The 21,982-nt window shown below is 58.7% G+C and carries 17 protein-coding genes; 7 read left to right on the top strand and 10 right to left on the bottom strand.

Going from position 1 to position 21,982, the window contains the following annotated elements; genetic code table 11:
* Positions 1-147: 147 nt before the first annotated feature.
* The 4 genes from PQQ95_RS13775 to PQQ95_RS13790 are packed head-to-tail and all read left to right on the top strand — an operon-like array spanning position 148 to position 5,507.
* Positions 148-372, top strand: a complete 225-nt coding sequence (locus PQQ95_RS13775; RefSeq protein ID WP_408437927.1) for a DUF3311 domain-containing protein — start codon at positions 148-150, stop codon at positions 370-372.
* Positions 369-1,847, top strand: coding sequence for a sodium:solute symporter family protein (locus PQQ95_RS13780; RefSeq protein ID WP_408437928.1), 1,479 nt, complete (start codon positions 369-371; stop codon positions 1,845-1,847). The genes PQQ95_RS13775 and PQQ95_RS13780 overlap by 4 nt, the downstream gene beginning before the upstream one ends.
* 11 nt (positions 1,848-1,858) lie before the next feature.
* On the top strand, positions 1,859-2,713 hold the full coding sequence (locus PQQ95_RS13785) for an FAD binding domain-containing protein (RefSeq protein WP_408437929.1): 855 nt from the start codon (positions 1,859-1,861) through the stop codon (positions 2,711-2,713).
* Positions 2,706-5,507, top strand: coding sequence for a molybdopterin-dependent oxidoreductase (locus tag PQQ95_RS13790; RefSeq protein ID WP_408437930.1), 2,802 nt, complete (start codon positions 2,706-2,708; stop codon positions 5,505-5,507). The genes PQQ95_RS13785 and PQQ95_RS13790 overlap by 8 nt, the downstream gene beginning before the upstream one ends.
* On the opposite strand, the gene gtdA is transcribed toward PQQ95_RS13790, so the two are convergent.
* The 5 genes from gtdA to PQQ95_RS13815 all read right to left on the bottom strand — a co-directional run bounded on the left by gtdA (position 5,450) and on the right by PQQ95_RS13815 (position 10,544).
* A complete protein-coding gene (gene gtdA, locus PQQ95_RS13795; protein ID WP_408437931.1) occupies positions 5,450-6,493 on the bottom strand; it encodes a gentisate 1,2-dioxygenase in 1,044 nt (347 codons plus the stop codon). The two genes, PQQ95_RS13790 and gtdA, sit on opposite strands and share 58 nt — an antisense overlap.
* Positions 6,494-6,510: 17 nt before the next feature.
* Positions 6,511-7,161 (bottom strand): maleylacetoacetate isomerase, encoded by a 651-nt coding sequence (maiA, locus tag PQQ95_RS13800; RefSeq protein WP_408437932.1) that lies wholly within the window; start codon positions 7,159-7,161, stop codon positions 6,511-6,513.
* Between the two features lies 1 nt (position 7,162).
* Positions 7,163-7,861, bottom strand: a complete 699-nt coding sequence (locus PQQ95_RS13805) for a fumarylacetoacetate hydrolase family protein (RefSeq protein ID WP_408437933.1) — start codon at positions 7,859-7,861, stop codon at positions 7,163-7,165.
* A 35-nt stretch (positions 7,862-7,896) separates the two neighbouring features.
* A complete protein-coding gene (locus PQQ95_RS13810; RefSeq protein ID WP_408437934.1) occupies positions 7,897-9,096 on the bottom strand; it encodes a 3-hydroxybenzoate 6-monooxygenase in 1,200 nt (399 codons plus the stop codon).
* Between the two features lie 80 nt (positions 9,097-9,176).
* Complete coding sequence (locus tag PQQ95_RS13815; RefSeq protein WP_408437935.1) at positions 9,177-10,544, bottom strand: MFS transporter; 1,368 nt, start codon at positions 10,542-10,544, stop codon at positions 9,177-9,179.
* Positions 10,545-10,643: 99 nt separating this feature from the next.
* Here PQQ95_RS13815 and PQQ95_RS13820 point away from each other — a divergent pair, with 99 nt between their 5' ends.
* A complete protein-coding gene (locus PQQ95_RS13820) occupies positions 10,644-11,546 on the top strand; it encodes a LysR family transcriptional regulator (RefSeq protein ID WP_408438003.1) in 903 nt (300 codons plus the stop codon).
* Between the two features lie 73 nt (positions 11,547-11,619).
* Here the strand turns inward: PQQ95_RS13820 and PQQ95_RS13825 are convergent, their stop codons facing one another.
* Positions 11,620-12,900 (bottom strand): phthiocerol/phthiodiolone dimycocerosyl transferase family protein, encoded by a 1,281-nt coding sequence (locus PQQ95_RS13825; protein WP_408437936.1) that lies wholly within the window; start codon positions 12,898-12,900, stop codon positions 11,620-11,622.
* Positions 12,901-14,133: 1,233 nt separating this feature from the next.
* Between PQQ95_RS13825 and flgE the strand changes: the two genes are divergently transcribed.
* Complete coding sequence (flgE, locus tag PQQ95_RS13830; protein WP_408437937.1) at positions 14,134-15,369, top strand: flagellar hook protein FlgE; 1,236 nt, start codon at positions 14,134-14,136, stop codon at positions 15,367-15,369.
* Between the two features lie 206 nt (positions 15,370-15,575).
* On the opposite strand, the gene PQQ95_RS13835 is transcribed toward flgE, so the two are convergent.
* The 3 genes from PQQ95_RS13835 to PQQ95_RS13845 form a co-directional block, all read right to left on the bottom strand.
* Positions 15,576-17,345, bottom strand: a complete 1,770-nt coding sequence (locus PQQ95_RS13835) for a hypothetical protein (RefSeq protein ID WP_408437938.1) — start codon at positions 17,343-17,345, stop codon at positions 15,576-15,578.
* Between the two features lie 570 nt (positions 17,346-17,915).
* Entirely contained in the window at positions 17,916-18,083 is a 168-nt protein-coding gene (locus tag PQQ95_RS13840) for a hypothetical protein (protein WP_408437939.1), read from the bottom strand.
* 861 nt (positions 18,084-18,944) lie between these two features.
* Complete coding sequence (locus tag PQQ95_RS13845; protein ID WP_408437940.1) at positions 18,945-19,598, bottom strand: TetR/AcrR family transcriptional regulator; 654 nt, start codon at positions 19,596-19,598, stop codon at positions 18,945-18,947.
* Between the two features lie 194 nt (positions 19,599-19,792).
* Here PQQ95_RS13845 and PQQ95_RS13850 point away from each other — a divergent pair, with 194 nt between their 5' ends.
* Positions 19,793-21,007 (top strand): glycosyltransferase, encoded by a 1,215-nt coding sequence (locus tag PQQ95_RS13850; RefSeq protein ID WP_408437941.1) that lies wholly within the window; start codon positions 19,793-19,795, stop codon positions 21,005-21,007.
* A 28-nt stretch (positions 21,008-21,035) separates the two neighbouring features.
* On the opposite strand, the gene PQQ95_RS13855 is transcribed toward PQQ95_RS13850, so the two are convergent.
* Positions 21,036-21,749, bottom strand: coding sequence for an anti-sigma factor family protein (locus PQQ95_RS13855; RefSeq protein ID WP_408437942.1), 714 nt, complete (start codon positions 21,747-21,749; stop codon positions 21,036-21,038).
* Between the last annotated feature and the right edge of the window lie 233 nt (positions 21,750-21,982).

Genomic DNA, 21,982 nt, shown 5'->3' on the forward strand with positions numbered 1-21,982 from the left:
ATACGTGAACGGGAAGAGAACGATCTTTACGCAAAGCGCGGTTGCCGCGAATCTGGAGCACCCAACTGTTCAAGCCGCTTGCAATAAATATTTTGGCATTCGACATTTAAGCGTGTACGCTTAATGTGTCGCCGAAGAGGGTGATTGATGAAGCCGATCTATCTACTGGGTTTTGTGCCCCCGGTGCTCAATGTGATTGGAGCGCTGTGTTCGCGCAGTGACCAGCCGTTCGTGTTTGGCATGCCGCCCATGCTCGCCTGGGTGATCGGCGGCGTATTGGCCACTTCGCTGGTGATGCAGATTATTTATCTGTCGGACAAGCGCGATGCACGCAGACGCAGCGGTTCATGCGGTTGCACGGAGGCGAAATGAACGCACCTCTGCTCATTCTGGCTCTGGCACTGCTTGGCGCGTTCTGCCTCGCGATACGCGCGCGACGCGGTGTCGTCATGAACCTTGAACAGTGGAGCGTCGGTGGCCGCGGATTTTCGGCGCTGCTGGTGTTCGTGCTGATGGCCGGCGAACTATACACGACCTTCACCTTCCTCGGCGCCAGCGGGTTTGCTTACGGCTTCGGCGGCGCAGCGTTCTATATCATCGTCTACACCACTCAGGCTTTCGTGCTGTCCTACTGGCTGCTGCCCGCCATCTGGCGCTATGCGAGCGCACACAGGCTGCTGACCCAGCCCGACTTCTTCGCAGCGAAGTACGACAGCCCGGTCATCGGTTTGCTGGTGGCGCTCGTCTCGCTGGCTGCGCTACTGCCTTATCTCGTGCTGCAACTCAAGGGGCTCGGAATTCTGGTCGAGGTGTCCTCGTATGGCCGCGTCAGCAATTTCTGGGCGGTCGTGACTGGCGCGCTGGCCATGAGCGCTTATGTCGCCGTCTCGGGCGTACACGGCTCGGCTTCGACAGCGGTGGTCAAGGATGTCCTTGTGCTAGCAATGTGCGTATTTCTCGGCCTCTATCTGCCGTATCACTACTATGGCGGACTGAGCCCCATGTTTCATGCGATTGCCACCAGCCACCCCGGTTTCCTCGCGCTCTCCGCGTCGGGTAAAAGCACTACGTGGTACCTTTCCACGATCGCCGTGTGCGGGCTGGGGATGTTCATGTGGCCACATACCTTCAGTTCGATCTTCACGGCGAAAGTCGACGATCATTTCCGGCGTAATGCCGCGACCATGCCGCTTTATGCGCTCGTGATGCTGTTTTCGATGTTCGTCGGGCTGGCCGCTGTCGCTCAGGTGCCGGGACTGAAGGGCGGACAGATTGACCTCGCGCTGCTGAAGCTGTCGATCCAGACATTTTCGCCATGGTTCGTGGGGATCATCGGCGCGGCGGGGCTGCTCACCGCGCTCGTGCCCAGCTCGATCATGCTGGTGTCCGCAGCCACGCTGTTCAGCCGCAACATCTACGGGCTCGCGCATCCGGCGGCAAGCCAGGCGCATTCGGCACGCGTCGCCAAACTCGCGTCGGTCGCGCTCACACTCATCGCGGTGGGCCTCGCATTCAAAGGTGCGCAGAGCATTGTGGCGCTGCTGATCATGGGCTACAGCCTGGTGAGCCAGCTGTTGCCGTCGTTGCTGATGAGCCTGCTGCGGCGTAATCCTGTGAACAGGCTCGGCGCCGGCGCGGGCATGATGGCCGGTATTGCAACGGTCGCATGGATGGTGCTCTCGGGTCATTCGCTTACGGTCTTCTTTCCCGCTCACCTCTGGCTCGCCGATCTCAACGCCGGGCTGATCGCGCTGCTGCTGAATGTGACGACCATGTTCGTAGTGAGTTTCGTCACGACGGGGCAAATGAAAGCGGCGCCTGTTTCACAGCTCAAGCAGAACGGTTGACGGATTCCGCAATGACATACGTGAGAGCGTTGGATAAGGATCAGGCGCTAGCAATGCTGGCCGAAGCGCGCACCCGGGTCGTATGCGGGGGCACCGACTGGATGCCGACCTCGGTCCAGTGCAATCGCGACGCCATACTGATCGATATCAGTCAGATAAAGTCGTTGCGGAATATCGTTCAGACGGATGACGCGGTTCACGTCGGCGCGGCGACGACGTGGGCCGCAATCGAAGCGGCGTCATTGCCGCGCGCGCTCGCCGGCCTTCAGGACGCTGCCCGCGAGATCGGCTCGTGGCAGATCCGGAACTGCGCCACGGTTGGCGGGAACATCTGCAATGGCTCGCCCGCCGCGGACGGTGTCACGATGCTTCTGGCGCTCGACGCGAGCGTCGTCGTGGAATCCCTGCGGGGTACGAGGCGCATGCCGCTGGAAAGCTTTCTGTTGGACAAAGGCAGAGTCGATTTGCGAGAAAGCGAGATGCTGACCGAGATTGTGATTCCGTGCACGGCGTTGGGTCATGAAACGGCGTCGTCCGCGTTCTGCAAGTTCGGAATCCGTCGACAACTCAATATCGCGGTGGCGTCCGCGGCGGTGTGGATTGGTCGGGAATCCGACCATGCGCCCAGAACGCTCAGAGTTGCTGCGGGAAGTGTCGCGCAAACGCCGGTGCGCCTGAGGCGTCTGGAAAGACTGCTATCTGTCGACGACGACCTCGCCGCGTTATTGTCGATCGAGGCGCAGCGGTCAGCAGAGATCAGTCCGATCGCCGACGTGCGCGCCAGCGCGGAATATCGTCGCACGATTCTCGGGCAGATGTTGGCGCGTGCCTACGGCGTGGCCAGCACGAGGTTCGAAAATGCTTAAGCCCCTGGATACGGATTGCGTTTATATCAACGACGCCGAAGTACCGCTTCCTCAGGATCTATCGCAAGGGCTTGCGGTTTTTTTGCGCGACGAACTTCATCTTCGCGGCACCAAGCTCGGCTGCAACGCGGGCGACTGTGGTTCATGCTCGGTCATTGTCGACGGCGTGCCGGTGTACTCCTGTATTGTGCCCGTCGGGCAAGTGGCCGGTCGTCACGTTGTGACGACGGAGGGACTCGCCGACTGCACGCGTAGCGGCCGGGCATTGCAGGAGGCGTTTCTCGCTCACCAGGCGGTCCAGTGCGGCTTCTGCATTCCCGGCATGCTTTGCACGGCCGCTGCGGCGATCGACGCTGGACTGATTTCCGATGAGAGCGACGCGCGCTCAGCCATTTCAGGCGTGCTGTGTCGTTGCACGGGCTATCAGAAGCCTGTGCAGGCCATCTGCGCTGTCGCGCGTGGCGGGCATGAGGCGAGCGATTGCAAGGTGCGCAAAGTTGCAGACATCCCGCGTGGCGAGGCTGTAGGTGCGGCGGTCGTGCGGCTCGACGGACGCGAAAAGGTCACGGGTGAGGAAGCGTTCGGCGCGGACGGCATACCGGCCGATGCACTGATGCTCAAGGCGATTCGCTCGCCGCATCACCATGCGCAGTTCGAGATAGACGATCTGGCTGAATTCCTCGGCCGCTATCCCGGCATTCGCCATGTTTTCGTCGCGCGCGATGTGCCGGGACTGAACCTCCATGGCGTGGCGGGCCCGTATGCGGATCAACCTGTGCTCGCTGAGCGGGAAACCCGTTTTCTCGGCGAAGCGGTCGCGCTGGTCATGGGCGACGCGCACACCATCCGTACCAACACCTTTGACGATTTTCCGGTGACGTGGCGTCCACTTGCCAGCGTGCTCGATATCGAGGAGGCATTGCGAGCGGATGCGCCACAACTGCACGAGTCGCGTTCGGACAATACGCTTATTCGGGGTCACGTCTCCTGTGGCGACGTCGCGCAAGGGTTTGCGCAGTCCGATGTGATCGTTGAGGGCGCGTTCACGACGAGCTTTGTCGAACACGCGTATCTGGAACCCGAGGCGGGTTGGGCAAGGCGAACCGGGAACATACTCGAAGTCTGGTCACCGACCCAGGCGCCGCACGCGCATCGCCTCGACCTGGAAAAGATCATCGGCGACGAGGCGGATGAGATTCGCGTCATCCCAACCGCGGTTGGCGGCGGGTTCGGCGGCAAGCTCGACATGACGGTGCAACCCTTCGTCGCACTCGCGGCGTGGCTCACCCACTCGACAGTCGGCATGGTCTACAGTCGCGAAGAGTCGATTGCGACCTCGACGAAACGTCACCCCGCACACATTCATAGCCGCATCGGCGCGACTGCCGACGGCCGGCTTCAGGTTGTCGAGTTCCGGGGTGAATTCAATACGGGATCCTATGCATCATGGGGAACTGCGGTCGCTAACCGGGTGCCGGTACATGCGAGCGGACCGTACAAGATCGATCACTATACTGCCAGCACGCGTGCCGTCCATACGCATGTCACAGCGGCCGGCGCGTTCCGCGGATTCGGCGTGCCGCAAACGGCGCTCGCGCAGGAGCAATTGATCGATGCGCTCGCCCGTCGGCTCGACATGGACCGGCTGGAGTTTCGAATTCGCAACGCGATCCGTCCGGGAGAGTCGCTGGTCACGGGGCAGGTTTTGCCCGATAGCGTCGGCATCGGCGAGTGCCTCGAGGCTGTCAAGCCGCGTTGGCAGGAAGCGCTCGCCGAGGCCGCGGCGTTCAACGCCAGTCAGAATGGTTGGCGGCGTGGCGTCGGTCTTGCGGCGATGATGTACGGCTGCGGCAATACGGCCATGAGCAATCCGTCGACGATCCGCATGGGTGTCGACGCGAAGGGCCGGGTGTTTCTGCATCAAGGCGCGGTCGACGCGGGGCAGGGGGCCAACACCGTCATCCCGCAAATTGCGGCCGACGCTTTGGGCATTCGGCTCCATGCGCTCCGACGCGTAGGCGCGGCGACCCATATCACGCCTGACTGTGGACGCACATCTGCGTCCCGGCAAACTTTCGTGACTGGCAAAGCGGCGCAGCTGGCAGGCTCGAAACTCAAGTCTGTCATTCTTGACGCGATGAATATCCTCTATGATGCACAACTCGAGTTCAATGAAGGTTCAGTTTGTTGCGGCGAACAGTCGCTCGAGTTAGACGGTTTGCCGGTGAATAGCTACGGCTATGTCTTCATGGCGGAAGAAAAGTTTGACCCGCCAAGCACAGGTCTGGACCAAAAGGGCCAAGGCTCGCCCTACGCCGTGTACGCGTTCGGCGTGCATCTGGCCGAAGTCGAAGTTGATATGAGCACGGGCGTCACGCGCGTGCTGCGGGTCACCGCGGCGCACGATGTCGGTCGTGCGGTGAATCCGGCTCTGCTGGAGGGACAGGTGGAAGGCGCTGTCGCGCAAGGTGTCGGAATGGCCTTGATGGAAAAATTTGTTCCGGGCGTCAACAATAATCTCCACGATTATCTGATTCCGACTTGCCTCGACATGCCCGTGGTCGAGACCATTCTGGTCGAAGAGCCGACCGCGGTCGGACCGTATGGCGCGAAAGGAATCGGCGAGCCGTCGCTGGTGCCTGGACCCGCGGCCATTCTCAATGCAATCGGCGACGCGATCGGCCAGATGGTGCCGATCGTGCCGGCGACGCCGGAGGTCGTCCTCGGATTGCTGAATCAGAACCGTTGTTCGTGGAACAGCCCAAGCTTCTCCTGCGCGACGCGGTCCGAGTAAGAGAAGAGAACCGTGTCCTTGCTTGCGTGCAACGTGTATTTCATCCAGCCGGGAATCACCACGACGTCATGCGGGGCGAAGTCGAACTGCTGGCCTTCGACAACCGCGTGACCGGCGCCCTCGACGCAAACGAACACGGCGCTGTCGGTCGAGCGGTAAGGCGAGGTAAAAAAGCCCGCCGGTAGCATGCGGATCATCGTCGCGAGCGTCGGCATTGCCCAGCCGCCATCCACGGGGTTCGTATAGCGCATCAGGTGGCCGGCGTGCGGGTCCGGCGCACCTGCGCGAGAGAGCGCATACAGCGCCTCGCGAGTGCGGGCATACGGATAGTTGAACACGGGCGAATTCAGCGTCGAGGAACGGTAGCCGACCGGCATCAGTCCGGTGCCGTAGCGCGCAAGCGCATCGCCGGCCGGACGCGTGATCGGCGCTTCGTCGACCTCGTGTTCCTCGCGGAAGACGCTGTTGAAGAACGCGACGATAGGAATGTCGAGTCCGTCCAGCCACACCATCGGCGCGTTGCCATCGTGCCCGTGGTGATGCCATGTCCACGCGGGTGTAATGACGAAATCGCCCGGCTCCATGTACGTTTTCTCGCCATCCACTGCGGTAAAGGCGGCACTCCCTTCGATAATGAAACGCAACGCGGACTGCGTGTGCCGATGTGCGGGCGCAACTTCCCCAGGCATGATCAACTGCAAGCCGGCATAAATCGTATTGGTAATGCGGGACGTGCCCGGCAGCCCCGGATTCTCGAGTAACAATACGCGGCGCTCGGCCTCGGCGGCCGAAATCAATTCAGCGGATTCGAGCAGATGCGGTCGCGCGAGTTCATAACTCCAGCGATGCGCGACGCCGACGGGCGTCGGCTCCGACGGGATCAGCGTGCGCAGACGCGTCCACAATGCCGCCATCGAATGCGGCTCCAGTGCGCGGTAGAACGATTCGCGCTTCGCCTGAACGTCGGGGGTAGGGGAAACTGACATGACGGAAATCTCCAGGATCAATGGCCAATGAAATCCGGCTGTGCACCGGGCGCAGCCGCTTGAAACGCGGGATGCCGCTGGCAAAAATCGAACAGGCGTTGGATACGGGGGAACGGCAAGAGGTCATACGTTGCGCGCAGCGCGTTGGCGACCTGAGGCACGATGCAGCAATCGGCAAGCGTCGGCGTGTCGCCGACACTCCAGCCCTCGCGCTCGGGAAGCCATTCTTCCAGCGCACTGAAGCCGGCCGTGAACCAGTGATTGATCCACTTGGCTTTCTGCGTATCCGTCAGTTCGAGGATGTTGCTCAGATACTTCTGGACCCGCATGTTGTTCAGCGGATGCATATCGCAGGCAATGGTCAGCGCAATTTCAAGTACCCGGGTGCGCAGCGGTCCATCGCGAGGCACAAGCAACGGCTCGGGCTGAAGCCGGTCGAGATGATCGATGATGGCAAGTGACTGCGTGATACTGTGCGAGCCGTCCTCCAGCACCGGCACGAGCCGGTTCGGATTCAAGCCGGCGTATACGGCGGTGTGTTGCTCTCCCGCCCGTAGGTTCACGCCGATATGCCGCCATTGCAGTTTCTTCAGTGCGAGTGCGATGCGAACCCGGTAGGCAGCCGAGCTGTTGAAGAAGTTATAAAGCGAGAGGTCGGGAGTGCTCATGTCATACCACCCGCACTTCGATGTCCGTCAGTCCCGCGATGCCGCCATGCATGGTCTCGCCGCGCTCGACCGGGCCGACACCTTCCGGCGTGCCCGTGAAGATCAGGTCGCCAGGTTGCAATTCAACATACGTGGACAGGTTGGAAACGATTTCCGGGACCGACCAGATCAAGCTGTCGAGATCGCTGCGTTGACGGTCAAGGCCGTCAACCTTGAGCCAGATTTCGCCGCTCGCGGGATGACCGGCCGATGACGCTGGATGCAGAAGCGAAATCGGCGCTGACTGGTCGAAGCTTTTGCCCGGCTCCCACGGCCGCCCCTTGTTTCTTGCCGTGATCTGCAAGTCGCGGCGGGTCATGTCGAGGCCGACGGCATAGCCCCAGATATGGTCGTTCGCCTGCTCGACGGGAATGTTGCGCCCGGCCGTTCCGATTGCCGCGACCAGTTCGATTTCGAAGTGGTATTCACGGGTGGCCTGTGGGTAAGCAATCGTGGCCGGCGTGCCGCCCGGCGAGACGACGATCGCATCGGTGGGCTTGGCGAAAAAGAAGGGCGGTTCGCGGTCCGGGTCCATGCCCATCTCGCGCACGTGCGCTGCGTAGTTCCGGCCGACGCAATAGATACGTCGCACCGGGAAATGACCGTCTCCGCCCGCTACAGGGATGGACACGACTGGCGTGGGTTGCACAACGAATTTCATGAGTGACTCCGTAGTTCAAGTGGCTATGTTCGTAATCAGGCAGCGAGACAGTTGTCAGATTTCCATCCATAGAGCCATTCGAGCGAATCGTAGAAACGCTCGGGCGTTCTGTCTTTCCAGAGCGAATTACGCACCAGCCGTTCGACTCCCGACGCGTGGCAAAGCCTGCCGAACTCGCGCGTTGACAGGACGACGCGCGCGGTACGGGCAACGCGCGCTCGTTCATAAACGGAAAATGCAGAGAGCAGATCACCGTGTTTCGCGCGCACCGCGGCGCCGAGTGTCACGGCATCTTCCAACGCCATGCAGGCGCCTTGTGCGAGGTATTGCAACAGCGGGTGCGCCGCGTCGCCGAGCAATGTGGTGCGACCCGTCGTCCAGCAACCGATCGGCTCGCGGTCCGCGGTGGCCCAGCGTTTCCAGCTCTTGGGCAGAGAGAGGAGTCGGTGGGGACGCTCATCGAACTGAGTGAAATAGGACAGGACTTCTTCCTGACTGCCATCGGTCACGCCCCACGTTTCCTGCTGCCGGCTATGGAATACGACGACAAGGTTGTATTGCTCGCCGGCGCGCACGGGGTAGTGAACGATGTGGCATTTCGGACCCACCCACAATACCGATGCATTCCAGCGCAAGTCCGCGGGAAAATCTTTCGCGTCGATCACGGCGCGATAGACGACATGACCGGACACCCGCGGAGCGTCGCCGACGAGTTGCTCACGGATCGCCGATTTCACGCCGTCGGCGCCGATCAGTGCACAGCCGCTGTAGGTGTTGCCACGTTCGTCAATAGCCGTCACGCTATTGGTGGATTGTTCGACGCCCGTAACGCGAGCGGACGTGACGAGTTCAATCCGGTCTGTTTCCATGACGCTTTCCAGCAGCGAGGTGTGCACGTCGGCACGATGAGTGACCGCGTAGGGATTGCCGAAGCGCTTGCGAAACGCGTCGCCCACGGAAATGTCCGCAACCGGCTTGCCATCGACGGCATCGATCATCGTCATATAGTCGGTGTAGACCGCGCGGCTGCGGGTTCGCTCGCCCACACCTAGCGCGTCGAAAGCGGCGAATGCGTTGGGACCGAACTGCACGCCAGCGCCGATTTCGGCGATCACAGTCGCCTGCTCAAGTACTTTCACGTGGCAGCCTTCTCGCGCCAGTGAGAGTGCCGCGGCGAGTCCGCCGATGCCTCCTCCGACGACGAGAACAGGCTGGTTTCGGCTAACGATATGCATAACATTCCTCTAGAGTGGTTCGATGACGGCTGGTCCGGCTTTCTGCGGCCCTGCTCGATTGAGTGACCCGCGACTCCGCTTCAGAGATTCGAAACGCTGCGTGCCCTTGGCGTTTGCGCTTTCACGCGGGCGACTCGGCGATCCGTGTCGCTCTGCTTGAGCAGCACGATGGCGGCAGCCGCGCACAGCGCCGGCACCGCGCTGAACAGGAAAATCCGGTTGATACTGAAGCCGTCGGCCAGCACGGCACCGACCACCAACGGGCCCGCGACCTGACCCAGGCGGCCCAAGGCCATGGCCCAGCCCACGCCGGTCGCGCGCATCGCGCCCGGATACGTCGATACAGCGAGACTCAACAAACCTGAACTGCCGCCCCCAATGAAGAATCCGGATAACGTCGCGCAGAGCGCGAGCAGGATCGGCGAACCAGTCACGTAGCCGAGGGGCGAAACGCTAAGTGCACCGCAGATGAACAGCACCGGCAATACTCGCACCGGAACGAAGCGATCCATGAGACGACCACCAAGACCGGTTCCCACCACGCTGCCAAGATTGATGAGCCCGACAATCAGCGCGGCGGCATGCTCGCCGACGCCCGCGCCGCGCAGTAATGCGGGTGTCCACAGGACCAGTACGATCAACAGTACGAAGCACATGAAAAAGCTGATCCATAGCAGTAGCGTGGCCGTCGTGCGGCCGTGGGAAAACAGGTGTCGGATCGGCAAACCCGGAATGCGCTCCTCGACATCGACGTACGTAGCGTCGCGCGCCACGGAATCCCCCGAGATTCGTTCGATGATGGTGCGAACCATCCGCTGGCCGGCCTCGTGTTGCAACAGGAAAGGCAATGATTCGGGCAGCGCGATGACCAGTGCCGCGAGAAGGAGCGGCACCGTGCCGCCCACATAGAACAGCAGCGGCCATCCGTAGAGCGGGATGAGATGAGCGCTGGTCGCGGCACCCACCGCGCCACCGAGAGGGAAAGCCGCGTAAAGTACACCGGTCAGCAGTCCCCGCATCCGGCGCGGCGCGTATTCGGATGAGAGCGCGAGAAGATTGGGGATTGCGCCACCCAGACCGAGTCCGGCCAGGAAGCGGAAAAGCAGCAGGCCGTTCAGATGAGTGGCCTGCGGCGTAAGAAGAGAGAACACGGCGAAGGTGAGAATCGAGCCTATCAACGTCCAGCGGCGCCCATAGCGATCCGCGAGTGGCCCGAGAACAAACGCGCCGACCATCGCACCGAGCAGTCCTGCGGAAAAGACTTGCCCGAACGATGCGATCGGGATGTTCAGAGACGCGGACATAGCTTTGGCCGCGAAGCCAATGGCCTGAGTATCGAAACCATCCATCAGCACGATCAGGAAGCTGATTGCAAATAGGCGAATTCGAAATAGACCGATCGGAACGCGATCGATTACCGATTCAATGCTGATTTTGTTTGTCTTCATTGCAGGGTGGGACGGACCAAAGTTCTTTAACGTTTGGCAAGTGTCGTGACTTACGCATCATTCGACAAGGCAATGGCGTGAATGACCATCATGAATGAAATGGATAACTTCGATCTGAACCTGCTGAAGGTGTTCGACGCACTGTGGCGTCACGGACATCTCGGTCGCGCGGCTGAAGAGCTGGATCTGAGTCAACCCGCGATTTCGCATTCGCTCAAGCGAATGCGCAAGCAGATGAACGATGAACTGTTTCTGAAAATGCGTACCGGTATGCAACCATCGCCCCGGGCCGTGCAACTCGCGCCGGTCGTTCAGGCCTTGCTTGCGAATGTGCGCGAACACGTGCTGACAGCACCGATTTTCGATCCCTCGCAAGCGCGCCGCACGTTCACAATCGTGATGTCGGACGTTGGGGAAATGGCCTTTCTGCCGCGATTGCTGGCGAGAACCATGAGAGAGGCACCACTAGTCGACATTCAGACCATTTCACCTTCGCACCGTGACCTAATGGGTCTGCTCGAACGCGGCAAGGTGGATCTTTTGATGGGCTACTTTCCAGATCTGCGTGGATCCGACGTATTCCAGCAGCGACTCTTCAATCATGGATTCGTGTGTCTTGCCCGCAAAGGGCACCCGGTAGTGAACGGGGAAATCACGCAAACGCAGTTCAGGGAGTTGTCGCACGTCGTGGTGCAGACGGAGGGGCGAAGCTGGGAACTTGTCGAACAATACTTGCGGAGCAATGGCGTCGAGCGGCGAGAACTTTTGAAGTCACCACATTTTCTGAGCATTCCGATGGTGATCGCGATGACCGATCTGATCGTGACCGTACCACTCCCCGTTGGGGAGGTGTTTGCGCGTATCGCCGGGGTGCAGGTACTAACCCCGCCCTTTCCAATTCCGTCGTTTGATCTGAAACTGCATTGGCATCGCTGTCAACACAGCGATCCCGGAAATCGCTGGTTGAGGTCGGTCGCACTCGAACTTTTTGGCGCGACGTAAACGCCGACTTATCCAATTTTCTGCGAGGCTGGCTTAAACCGCGAGTCGGCTAATATTCCGGTGTCGCATTCAACTACGCGACTAGTGCCTCTTCGAGAATTGCTTTTAACTCGCCGAGCAGTCCAGATATCGCGCCATAGCTCGTGTGCGTGACGCGCAGGATGCCCGCGACCGTGCAGACGCCGATCATCTGGTCGTCGGCGAAACCGGAGGTCACACAAGGACCCCATAGTGCTTGGAGCGACACGCTTTTGTAGACAGAAGGAATGGGTTGATTGCCCAGATTCGACAGCAGAACGTCGAAGGCCAATACCGCTGATAGAAATCCCGCCGCGTGTTGCACGCTCGGCCTGGCCGACATCGCGGCGTCGAGCGCTTTCAGTTCTGCCACCGCGCTACTATGCGTCTGCGCCGGCGCAAGATCCTGTTTGACCTTGCGGGCGGCAGTCCATAAAGACGTGCCGCGAGGATGATGGTCGACGGTGATGGTTTGCGTGATATATACGCCGTCCGAAATGCCGATTTCGTCGGCAAGATAACGTACGTCGATTGGCGAAACGGTTCGCAAAGCACGCGTAGACCATTCCGGCGACAGACGTCGGCAGGCTTCGTTAACCGCCGCAGCGATAGCGCCGTGCACGGTGGTTCGCTCCGTATGAGCCCTCTCGATGAGTCGACGCGTGAGTTCCGCCGGAAGCTCGATGGCATCGACGTGTGGCAACTCCGCCGCGCCGGGCCGAAACGACCTGGGTGTCGGCGCCAGCGGCGCCTCGGGTAAAACGGCGGCCGCCTTGATATCGCGTTCCAGAACAGCTTCCAGTGACTCGACCAGCGGCAAAGGCGGTAGCGACTCTCCCGAAAGCGCATGCAGCAGGTCTTCGATGAGATACGCGCCGCCTTTGCCGTCGACCACGGAATGATGCGCGACCAGGATCAACGCCGAATCGTGCTCGCCTTGCAACAGCGTCGCACGCAGTAAAGGTGCGGCCGACCAGTCGAAGCGCGTGGCGATTTCCCGCGCCACTTCGGCATGCCAGGAGGTTGCGATCTGGTCGACGACGCGCAATGGTATTGCCGCGTCGGGCTTGCTATAGAAACTGGAATTCGACTGTGTGTCGACGCCGATGTAAGTCGAAAGCAGCGGATGCCGTCGCTGGAGCACGCGAAAAGCCGCATGCCACGCATCGAGCGAGAAGCGCCGATCGATTTCGGCGACCATGGCGAAATGCGTCGGCCGGTTCTGATCGAGTAACCAGAAAAGGTGCTCCGTGCTGCCGAGCGAGCGAACGCGTGCTGGGTTGGTCATCTGATCGCTCAACTGATCGTCTTCGATTTGCGGTTGCGGGTTCTGCACTGTCTGGCTCCCAAATGGATTGTCTGCCTAAGACAAAACAGTTGGGAGCGGCTTCTATTCCCTATTTTCGATCGCCTCCGTCACATCTGCCGGGCAGTTTATGTCATTGAGCGGGACGGCTTCTAAAAAGTGGAGTCTGGGGCTGCGGGGCGAGGTCATTCGTCTACTTCGTTACGTGAAGTTCGAACGGCGCGGACCAGCTATCCGACTGCAAGATCACCCGAAGACGTGGGAGAACGCGTACTCATGGGAGTGTTTCCCATGTTTTTTGTTAACAGTAATCGGTAGCTTTATCTAACCCCTCCGTACTGGTTGATGGCCGCCGCCACCTTTGGCGGCCGATGAGTCGAGCACGCTCTCTAATTAACTTTCCGACGATACGAGCGAGTATCCGTTTCGACTGCTCCGTCGAATTCTCCTCGACTGCGAACAAAAATAGATAACGGTTATCAGAAATATTGGAACGAGAGTTCGTGTTTAGATAACCGTTATCTACTCATGGAAAAGTAATTTTCACCATGGACTGCAAGAACTTTAAAAGGAGAATTGCTGGCAAATCCTTCCTTAGTTTGACGAAACATATCTGCTAATTGGTTCAATAATTCGAACGTGAAACAGCAACCATCCCAACGGAATGTTCCATGGAATCCATTGAGCAAAGCCATAAGCCTCTATTTTTTCCGCCGTCCGTGTACCGGCAGATTGTTCGGACGTCAGCGTCCGGACAAGACGAACTGTTACCTGTACCTTCGGCCATCGTGGAGTGCGATTCACTCGCTGACGGCTGTAAAGGTTTTGCCATTTGCAACGTATGCGTGGGCGGCTGGAATAGCGAAGTTGCCGGTCCGAGCTTCAGGTCGCGTTGTACGAGAGCGGACGAAGTCATTCGAAGTCTCAAAGTAGGGGTTACATGCGTGGACCCAGCGAAACGTCCGCTCCAGGCCACAGGGTATCTTTTTGACCGCGAGCTTGCTTTCGTCGGGATGCTTGATTTCCGATACTTTGGCGAGCATTTGCCCAGGGCAATTGAATTCGACGTAGAAGACTTCAACTTGCCGATTTCCACGACAATACAAGTCAGATTTCAATTAAACGGTGGTGGCTCGCCTCATTTTTTTTCACCGCCTTTAATCAGTAGCGTGTTTTTTGAAATTAGACACTCTTCCCGGCGGTCCGGTCTGGGATAAATCCTTATTTCCTCGATTTTTTATTCACGTTTACGGAGCATAAGAAATGAGCTACGCAACAGCTTTAAGCGGATTGGCTGGCGCCTCGATTGATCTCGATGTTGTGTCCAACAACATAGCGAACGCTAATACCGTGGGGTACAAGGAAAGCAGGGCAGAATTCGCGGACATGTATGCAAGCGCGATGACGACCGCGGTGAATAACCAGATCGGCATAGGAACACGCGTATCCAATATCCATCAGATTTTTACACAAGGAACGATTACCACTACCGACAATAGTCTTGACGTCGCGATTAACGGGAACGGGTTTTTCGCGTTGTCAAAGAATGGTGCGACCGTGTATTCCCGAAATGGCCAGTTTCACCCCGACCAAAACGGTATGATAGTCAACGCGGATGGTCTGCCTCTTATGGGCTATGCTGTGAATTCGGACGGTGTCATCGACAAGGGCAGCATCGTCCCTTTGCAGATCCCGCGCGCCGATCTGGCGCCGACACCGTCAAAAAATATTGCTGCGGCGTTCAATCTGAACTCGCAGGATCCGGTCCCCAAGACCGGCACTTTTTCTGCGTCGGACCCAACCAGTTACAACTTTTCAACGACGGCTTCTGTCTATGATTCGCTTGGGGGCGCGCACGACGTCAACCTATATTTCGTCAAGAACGCCGTTGGTTCATGGGATGTCTACGGAACGTCGGGTAGTCCGGCTGCTCCGGTCGGGCCTGGTCCGACCGGCCTGCTAGGGACCGCCACGTTTGACACATCCGGAAATTTGACAGCGCCGAATCCGGCCCAATTTGCGTTTAATATTCCCAATGGCGCGGATGGAGGAGCGACTACCCAGTCGCTAACGCTGGATCTAACAGGCACCACGCAGTACGGACAAGCCTTTGGCATAACGAAGCTGACTCCCGACGGCTCGCCCGCCGGGCAACTTCAGAGTTATACGATTGGCAGTGATGGAACGATTACCGGGATCTACCCGAATAGAAGCGCGCAGCCTATAGGACAGATAGTTCTCGCAGACTTTACCGACCCGGATGGTCTGATCAACTTGGGCGGCAATCTTTTTGGTCAATCTGCGAGCTCCGGCGTTGCGCAGATTGCCACCCCCGGTTCGACTAATCACGGCGACGTTCAAGGCGGTGCATTAGAGGGATCTACAGTCGATTTGACGACTGAACTCGTTCATCTGATAACAGCCCAGCGTAACTATCAGGCCAACTCTCAGTCAATCAAGACGCAGCAGACCGTGGATCAAACGTTAATTAATATTTAAGGAACGCCCTTGGAGGCGTTGAGGTAACGTCACCAGAACCCGGCGTGGCGCCTGGCTGAGTATTTTGCAGCGTCGCGCACGGGACCAGTAAGCAAGATCACCTTGAGTCAAAGACCGTTCCGGCGTCTGGATGTTTTGTACATGCAGAGAGTTACCGTTAAAAAGAACTTTTAGCTGGAACGAGCTGACAGCAATTTCGCGAGTTGCTATTCCAGTACCACACGACTCTGCTTTGCGAGGTTCCTGAATCGGTCGTACCTACGGAGAGCATCGAAACGTGAGTCAGATTGCAATGTAAGGACCATCGGATCGCGTCTTCTTCGGGCGACTTCCAGGGAAGCTATCGCGGTTGCATGATCCCCAATCGCTACGGCCAGCAGTGCATTTTCGATCGGCGCGATGTTCGCCTCTCCTAACATCAGGATGGCCCGGCGAGGGCGACCGGCCCACGCCTCCATTTCTGCACAAACGGTGCGGTGCGAAACGGACAGCAAAGCCGGTTCGATCAGCCGTTCGATCAGCCGGGTCGCATTCTCGCGAGAGCCAGTCATTGCGTACGCCAAGCCGAGATATCTAACGACGCCAACGGGCCGTATAGCGCCATCTTTCTCTGGAAAAATCTCAATCAGCGATTCGTACCGACGCGCGAGAAAAAGAGTATGCGCGATCGCTGTTGTGGTCGACTGAGAAAATGCGTCGAGATCTGCGGCACGATTCAATTGCTTGAGCGCTTCATCAAACTGACCATTGTAAGAAAGCAATATGGCATACAGATAAGATGCACGAACCGAGGCTCCAGCCCTCAACGCTAGCCGAACATGCTCCATGGCCTTTGGCCAGTTCCAGCGAAGCCACCCCTGCACCGCTGCAGCTGCACAGTTGCCTGCCGATGAGATGCTGTCAAGGGTGAGGGCACGATTCACCGCTGGCTTTGCAGCCTCATGGGCCACCTCGTAAGTAGCAGCACCGCAGAGGAAGAGTTCAACATGACTGTCTGCAAATGCCGACTGCAATCCCGTGTCATCCGGGCATCTTGCAATGGCCGCGCTGAGGACGCGAAGTGCATTGCTCACGTTGACCGGGTCTCGTTCGTCAATCTCTCGTCTTGCGTGAGCGGCGATGCCGAGTGCCCGGACGGCGGCTAGACTTGGAGAGACCGTCATCGCTCTGAGTAGCGAGTAGTCGAGGCGACATCGTGCAGCGATCGCACGGGCAACGCGATCTGGCATGCACGGGGTCGCGTGATCCAATAGATCAAACCGATCAGTCCAGACCCCAAAGCCAGCCGAATCGTAAAGTTGAATGGTGACTCGATACCGATCGCCGTTCGATCTTACCTGGCCTTGCATGAAAGCGTGGGCGCCAAGATCAGTCGAAAGCCTGTGTGCAGGAAAAATTGAAAGTGTTTCTTCGGAACTGTGCGTAATGGCTGCGACCCGGAAGCCAGGCGACATACTGAACTGGTAAATCAGTTCGTCAGTAAGACCCGTTGAAAAGCGAACGTCTTCTTCCGTACCAGACAGGCAGACAAAAGGGAATATTGCAAGCAGCATCCCTTCGCCGTCACTGTATAGGTCTGCTGCCTCAGTCCGCTTCGTCTGTATACGCGACTCGGTATTGCCAGGCGCCTTTCCATTGACTAAAAAAACCGGAACATACGAGCCGATCGGATAATCGATCTTTAGTTCGGATGAACCGCCGATAGTCTCGTAATACCTGCGAAGCTTCTGTCGCAACCGCCGCGCTTCAACCCTGACTACAGGGTCTACTCGGGGGTCGTAAGTCGTCGAACGGTCATACACGTGGATGCCGATGAATTGTTCCTTCAGAAGGTGAGCATGACCCTTGAGTACGGTGTCGACCGTAAAGCGGAGAAATCGAATAAGTCTTGCTGAATTGATGAACAATCGGCTCGCGATAACACGATCTAGCTCATGGCCAATTTCGGCTGCGTTTTCGACCACCGGAGTCATCATTGGAGGGGCCCGCAGGTACCGCGGTGTCTAAGAGGATATAAATTAAGCATGGTGTTGGATAACAACCGCCTAGCCGAAATATTCCATCGTTTTCCGATATCTTTGGAAGAGAGGATCAGGAACAATGTGTTTTTGACTGAACGTTCAAGTTATCGCAATGCCGCGTCAAGTGTGCAAGTCGTTCAAGGCCGCGATGAACAGGTGCCACGGATGAACTAGTGGCACGTGGACTGGGTTCGCGGGGAACAATGGGGCAGAGTGGCCAGAGTACGGGGCGATCTCTTGAAAAATGGTTCACGTAGTGACACGACAAAATCGACGGCGTTAGGCGGCATGACGCTGCCGGTTCAGTCTCGTATACGAATTCGTCCTCCTTACCGAGTACGCCACTATGGTGTGGCTACCCGGACGACGGCCACCACTACTGTCTGTGGGCCTCCTATGCCCGCCGTCGCGAAGTCTATTTGAACTGCGTACACTATTTTCTGGAAGAATTCTATTCAATGAGCCGCGTGGAGTCCTACGAATCAATGCCGAAAGTGCCTCCATGCTTCGGGCCCGATCATCTCGTTAAATATCGAAACTCCTTCGCTGCGCACTTCGCAGCCCTGGCAGGGCCACCGCCGTGCTATCGCCGGAGACGGCATTGCCGTGGATCTGCCAACGATCCGGGTTCGAGCTGGAGAGCGCGTAGATCAGGACCTGCGACGCGGTCCGATGGGTGTAGGGCTGCCCCATGCCGGTGAACTCGTCCCAGCGATGTTTCAGCCACTTTTAGCGGCTGGTGTGCAGGAGGGCGGCGGTGTGTTCCACTTCTCTTTCGGTCGGCAGATCAGGGATGACTTGAGTGAGCGCATACAATCGGCCAAGAACGGCCAGTCGACCTGGTCATCCAAATCGTCGACAGTCATTCGTCTGGCCTGAAATCGTCCGGAGATTTATATGTGTCGTGGGTCAGAATAAACGGAGCCCAGTTGGATGCGGCTTAGTCTCCCGTCGTGCTCGCATAACACAGCACCGACAAAGAAAGTTCGGCATGTCAACGACGTACCTGCGCCAGTATTACGGAGGCGCCGAGCAATGGTCGGCTCGACCATACGGAGCCGAAAGCTTTTGCGATGACGTTTGGGGCGAGACTCGCTATTATTTCCGTCGCTATATGGTTTTCAATCTCCGCCCAGATCGCTATCAGCGCGGCTTTGTTCGCGTTTACTGGGCAAAGGTCACTCGCGCCTCAAGCTCTGGCTGGATATTCCACCACGATGCAGCTATTTGGCGGCTCGCTCTTAGCACCTTTGCCGAAACGCTGCTTGTTCAAGTCACCGGGTTTTCATACACCGTAGATTGCTGCGTGCGAACGGGATAGTATCGTGCGTCGCAGTGGGGTGTATTTTTTGTGCGCTGCACGGGTATGGGGGGCGGCGTGGCTGAAGCTGTCGCTAACTGGAACCACTGCTCACAGTGGTGTACGTGATCGAAAAATGTCGAAGGCGTGCTGCAAATCTCCGTGGTCGACGCCTATTACCACGGCTGATAATAAGCGTCGCACAATCGTGTGCGACGCTTGCGTTGGCGGAATCGGCGGGGCAAACCACCCGTCTACGATCTGGTTGTGTGAGGGCAAGTCGCGAGAACGGTCGTTTTTGCCGACCAGCACAACCACGCCTCATATTTCTGCTGCGACCATCCGGCGTGGTCGCACAAGCGCCGTCGCTGGTCGGGTAGGACCAACAGCCACAGCAGATCGGCAAGCTCCGATTCCGCAATTCCGGGTCTGAGCGCACCGCGTTCACCGAGCATGGAAATACCTCGAGCGGCCTCTTCCCGCATGCGGGCAAGGAAGTCGTTGTAGTCGGTGCGAATGCCTTCGTCGGTGTCGGCAGCCTGGTCCAGGCATCGCCATAGTCTGGAAGTTCGCTTGTTGCTGGCGGCGACCCACAACATGAGGTTCGACAGGCCAACGGCGGGATCCGGGTCGGAGAAGATAGCCTTCGGCTCAGGCAGGTCGAGCAGTCTTGCGTCTGTTTCGACCTGAGTCGTCGCGCGCGTCAGGGCTGCCATCAACAAGTCTCTCTTTGTACCCGTGACGTTCACGGATTCGAGGGAGGTACCTGCTCGTTCCGCAATGGCGCGCATGGTTGTACCCGCAAATCCCTTCTGTTCGAAACAATGCTGCGCGGCCTCGAGAATGCGCTCACGAGTCGCTGCAGTGCTGGCCGCCCGCAAGGGAGATGTGTAGGTACGCTTGGGCATGAAAAAATCCGAAAAGAACCAGAATATATTGGATACACTAGCAATGTATTTAATGTAAGATTGCCGCACCGATTTTATCAAATCAGACGCAGGAATTCCTTATGACACGAGTTATCGTTGCCGCGACGCCAGCGTTCGGTCATGTCGCCCCACTTTGCGCCATCGCAGCCGATCTGCTTCGGCGAGGGCACGAAGTGATCTTCGTGAGCAGTTTGGCGTTCAAGGCAACGGCGCAAGCGGCTGGCCTCGACTTCGTGGCGTTCACAGGGAATGCTGATTTTGACGCGGCCGATCCTCGCGCATTTCCGAATCGTGCAGACGCACGGCCGGGGCCTGAGCAAATCGATTTCGACATCCGCTATCTGTTCGCCGATCCGATCCAGGAACAATATCGGACACTGCAAGCGCTGCTGCGCGAAGCTGATCGTGAACGACCCGGACGGCCAGTGGTTCTGTTGCATGACACGGTGTTCATGGGCATCTGGCCAGTCCTGTTAGGCGCGCCCGGTATCCGACCCGGCGGTGTAATCGGTATCGGCGTGAACCCGCTTACCCTGCGAAGCATCGACACGGCGCCGTTCGGTTTTGGCTTGCCACCGGACAGTTCCGTGGAGGGCCGCGCGCGCAACGAAGGTCTGAACGCGATGGTCGAGAATGAGTTGTTCGCGCAGGCCCAGGCGCATCTGTGTGGCGTGTTGACCGCAACCGGGGCCGAGGTGCGTCCGCCATTCATTTTCGATGGCTTCGTGTCCATGCCCGACCGGTTTTTGCAGTTGAGCATTTCTGACCTCGAGTACGAGCGCAGCGACGCGCCCGCAGGTTTGCGATTTGCCGGCGCACTGCGTGCCGCGGCTCCTCCGTTCGTTGCGCCTTCCTGGTGGGAGAATGTGCTCGACGCGAAGAAGCTGGTCGTCGTCACGCAGGGAACGATCGCCAACCGCGATTTCGACGAACTGATTGTCCCGACGCTTCGGGCACTCGAGGGCATGGACGTGGTCGTCGTGGCGGTGACAGGACGTTCCGATGCCAATCTCGGCGCAATCCCTTCAAACGCCTATGTCGCGGACTTCATACCCTTCGATCACCTGCTTCCACATGCCGATGTGCTGGTGAGCAACGGCGGGTACGGGGGCGTACAGCAAGCACTCGTTCATGGCGTCCCGCTGGTTCTTGCCGGTGAGTCGGAAGACAAGATCGAAGTCACTGCCCGGACGGCCTACACAGGTGCGGCCATCAACCTGGCAACGGGCAAACCTTCTATCGAGGCGCTGCGAAGCGCTGTGAATCGGGTGCTCCATGAGTCTGCATTTCTTCTGCACGCCCGCCGGTTGCAGGCCAAGTACCGAACGCTCGATGTATTTGCCGAAGTCAGCGCCGCTGTCGAAGAACTCGCGCGCGATGCTTCCTGATTGCCAGATCCCGTTGACGCGGAGTGTTCTACTCGCCGAACAGCGTGTCGCCGCGATGGCCGGCAATGCGTTCCGCAATGGCGCTCAGATCGTCGTCTCCAGGTTTGCCGATCAGCGCGTAGCCAAGTTCGGACTGCTGCCACGTGAGAACGTTCATGCCGTCAACGCGTTGTTGGGCGATGGCCTGGTCCGGTCCGGCTTCTCTCATCACGCACAGCGCGACCGGTGGGCTGCGCTCTGGCAGATAAACGATCTGCACCATCGCCTGGTCGCCGAAACACAAGCGCTGTACGCGTTTGAAAGTGAGTCCCGTGCTGCGCAAATCGGGAATGGTGAGGGCGATTCCGTCCTCGCCGCGAATTGCCTGCAGCGTTTTCTTCGAGAGATCCGGATCGGCATCGACGTAGTCGAACGTATCGCGCGAATAGAGCCGCTGATAGGCGGCTGCGGCGACGATCCATGGGCGCGGCACGCCCCGGCCGTTGGCGCTGCTCTTCGTTTGCTGCCGTTTTTGCTCGGCTTCACGCGCCATTGCGTCGATGTTCTTCGCCAGCCTGTCAGGCATTGGCGGCAGCTTCTGCCGGGCGAATGCCTCGCGGTACGGCAACTGCGACGCGCGCAGCAACGCGACCTGCTGCTCGAGGTCAGGCGACGCGCGCAGCGCCTGATCGATTTCGTCGCGTTCGTGTGGCGGCAGCTCGCCGTCCACATACGCCAACAACTGGATGTCATCCGGTTTCATGAAGCTGCGCCGTTGTTTCTATGTGCAGAGGGTGTCAATCTTTTCTCACGACCGCTAGTCGGGCACTAGTGGGCGGTAGGTCATAGCGCTTCCATGTCCAACGGCGGGTCCGCTTCAAGCTTTGCGATTTGCCTGCCGAGCGTTCCGGGTTCCGCGTTGTGCGCGTCGCCGATAAATGGCGGGCAGGCCAGCGGGTAGCCCCGTTCTATTCGGCGTTACGTTATCACATGCAT

The sequence above is a fragment of the Paraburkholderia caffeinilytica genome (genome assembly GCF_046030355.1).
GTDB classification, from domain to species: domain Bacteria; phylum Pseudomonadota; class Gammaproteobacteria; order Burkholderiales; family Burkholderiaceae; genus Paraburkholderia; species Paraburkholderia caffeinilytica_B.